The sequence below is a fragment of the Nonomuraea zeae genome, assembly GCF_005889725.1.
Lineage (GTDB): Bacteria > Actinomycetota > Actinomycetes > Streptosporangiales > Streptosporangiaceae > Nonomuraea > Nonomuraea zeae.
Genome location: NZ_VCKX01000588.1, coordinates 1 through 2640, shown reverse-complemented (window position 1 = coordinate 2640; position 2640 = coordinate 1). Strand labels below are relative to the sequence as shown.

Genomic DNA, 2640 nt, shown 5'->3' with positions numbered 1-2640 from the left:
CGTCCGGTGAGTGCACATGAGCGCCTCCCGGCCAGGGACGACACATCCCGTTAAGGACCCGAAGTCAGTCAGGCGGTGGGTCAGCCCCTGGCGGGAAGCGCTCATCTACATCCTCACTGTCAGGCGGGGACGGTGAGGATCGTGCCCGCCCCGACCGTCAGCCCGCCCTCGCGGATGGCGAAGCCGAGCCCCGGCTCGAGCGCGACCGCCTTGCCCAGCTCGACCGTCACCTCCACCGTGTCGCCCGGCTGCGCGGGCCCGGCCAGGCTCAGCTCGCCGGGCACGTCGGTCGTGCGCAGGTAGAACTGCGGCCGGTAGCCGGACGCGATCGGCCTGCGCCGCCCGCCCTCCTCCGCGGTCAGGAGGTAGACGCGCGCGGTGAACGACGTGCGGGCCCGCTGGCTGCCCGGCTCGGCCAGGACCATGCCGCGCCGCACCTGCTCGCGGCGCACGCCGCGCAGCAGCACGGCCGCGTTGTCCCCGGCCTCGCCGCGCTCCATCGTCTTGCCGAACGTCTCCACCCCCGTCACGACGGCGGCGAACACGCTGCCGGTCGGCTCGCCGAACCCGACGGCCTCCACCGTGTCGCCGATCCGCACGGTGCCGCGCTCGATGGCCCCGGTGACGACCGTGCCGCGGCCGGTGACCGTCAGCACGTTCTCCACCGGCATCAGGAACGGCGCGTCCACGTACCGCATCGGTACGGGGATGTGCTCGTCCACCGCCTGGAGCAGCGCCTCGACCGACGCCGTCCAGACCGGGTCGCCCTCCAGCGCGCGCAGCCCGGACACCCGTACCATTGGCACGTCGTGGTAGCCGTGCTCGGCCAGCATCTCCTGCAGCTCCAGCTCGACCAGGTCGGTCAGCTCGGGGTCGGCACCGTCGGCCTTGTTGACCGCCACGACCAGGTGCTCGACGCCGACCCGCTTGGCGAGCAGCACGTGCTCGCGGGTCTGCGGCATGATCCCGTCGTGCGCGGACACCACGAGGATGGCTCCGTCGAGCTGCGCCGCCCCCGTGATCATGTTCTTCACGTAGTCGGCGTGGCCCGGCATGTCCACGTGCGCGTAGTGCCTGGTGGCGGTCTCGTACTCGACGTGCGAGATGTTGATCGTGATGCCCCTGGAGGCCTCCTCCGGGGTCCGGTCGATCCGCTCGAACGGCGTGTACGTGGCCTGCCCGCGCGCCGCCAGCACCTTCGTGATCGCGGCGGTGAGCGTGGTCTTGCCGTGGTCGACGTGCCCCATCGTGCCGATGTTGAGATGCGGCTTGTTCCGTACGTAGGCCTGCTTGGCCATGGTTCCTTCCCTTTGACGCCTGGAATCCTCGTGACCCGTCAGGGTCGTCAACCTCCCCCCGCCGGGTCACTTCAGGACTTACGGGAAGAGGTCAGCGCTCCAGGCCGTCGCAGGCACGCTCGAACGCGCCCGGCAGGGCGGGCGTCGCGAGGTGAGCGTGCAGGAACATGATGACCATAGTGGGGTTGTCAGCAGCCGGACGCAACGCAATATTCCCGGGCGGCGTCACGCCCCTTCAGCCGCGGCGACCTGCCCGGCGACCTGTTCGGCCACCCGCCCGATCCGCGCCAGGCGGGCCAGGGCGGGGCGCGACAGGACCGCCTCGATGTCGTGCAGCGCGACGATCAGCTCCTCCAGGCCGTCCAGCGGCGACTCCCGCTCCCTGCTCAGCAGGACGCTCCGGTAGTCCTCCGGGGAGACGGCGCGGCCGGGCAGCTCCACCCCGCCGTCCTCCACGCGGAACAGGGCGGGGATGGAGGTGTCCAAAGCCAGCGCGAGACCGGTCAGCTCGGCGGCCGTGAAGGCGCGCTGCCCGCGCTCGGCCTGGTGGACGGCCTGCCGGCTCCACGGTTTGTCCAGGTAGCGGCCCAGCGCCTCGCCCAGCTCGGTCAGCGACAGCTTCCGCTCGGCGCGCAGACGCGCGATCTGCCGCCCGATCGCCTCTTCGACCCGCACCCGATCTCTCCTTGGAGTGTCATGCCCCGCGATGACAACGAAACGAGGGCATTGACCGAAAAATCTCTATCACGTAGTGTAAAGGTACAGAATTACTGGTCAATGCCGTCCATGACAAGCTTGGCGGATGGGGCGTGACATGCCAGATTTCCAGCTAGACGTGAAGGGCCCGATCGGCGACTGCGCCGTCCTCGTCGTCGCGGGCGAGATCGACCTGGACACCGCGCCCCGCATCCGCGAGCGGTTACTGGACCTGGCCGGGAAGGGGATCCGGCACGTCATCGCCGACCTGACCGGTGTGGACTTCCTCGACTCGACCGGCCTGGGCGTACTCGTCGGCGGGCGCAAGCGGATGAGCCGCCACGACGGCTCGCTGATCCTCGTGACCGGGTCCGAGCGCATCCTGCGGGTCCTGCGGGTCACCGGGCTGGCGTCGGTGCTGCCACCCCGGCCGACCGTCCTCGACGCGATCGGCTCCGATCCGCACTGGCGGCAGGCCGCCGAGCGGGCGGCGGGCAGCGCGGAGGAGTGGTGCGCGCGGCACGGGCTGTCATGACCCGCCGGGAGCCCCGCCCCGCGCCCCGCCCCGGCGATCGGGCCACCTGATCGCGGCCCTCGGGAGCGGGCCTGGCGGGCCTGGCGGTGGGCCTGTCTCTTATATACATCT

At 71.0% G+C, this 2640-nt stretch carries 2 protein-coding genes and 1 pseudogene; 1 reads left to right on the top strand and 2 read right to left on the bottom strand.

Annotation, left to right across the window (positions count from 1 at the left end):
* Positions 1 to 119: 119 nt before the first annotated feature.
* Positions 120 to 1298, bottom strand: a complete 1179-nt coding sequence (gene tuf / locus ETD85_RS61495; RefSeq protein ID WP_138698971.1) for an elongation factor Tu — start codon at positions 1296 to 1298, stop codon at positions 120 to 122.
* A gap of 225 nt (positions 1299 to 1523) precedes the next feature.
* Complete coding sequence (locus tag ETD85_RS61490; protein WP_170247494.1) at positions 1524 to 1973, bottom strand: helix-turn-helix domain-containing protein; 450 nt, start codon at positions 1971 to 1973, stop codon at positions 1524 to 1526.
* A gap of 139 nt (positions 1974 to 2112) precedes the next feature.
* Between ETD85_RS61490 and ETD85_RS61485 the strand changes: the two are divergent.
* Positions 2113 to 2445: pseudogene (locus tag ETD85_RS61485) on the top strand (STAS domain-containing protein); the annotation flags it as partial.
* Positions 2446 to 2640: the final 195 nt, after the last annotated feature.

Bases quoted from the DNA above. Each gene is read 5' to 3' on its own strand.
- tuf (WP_138698971.1), bottom strand. From the start codon at position 1,298: ATGGCCAAGCAGGCCTACGTACGGAACAAGCCGCATCTCAACATCGGC.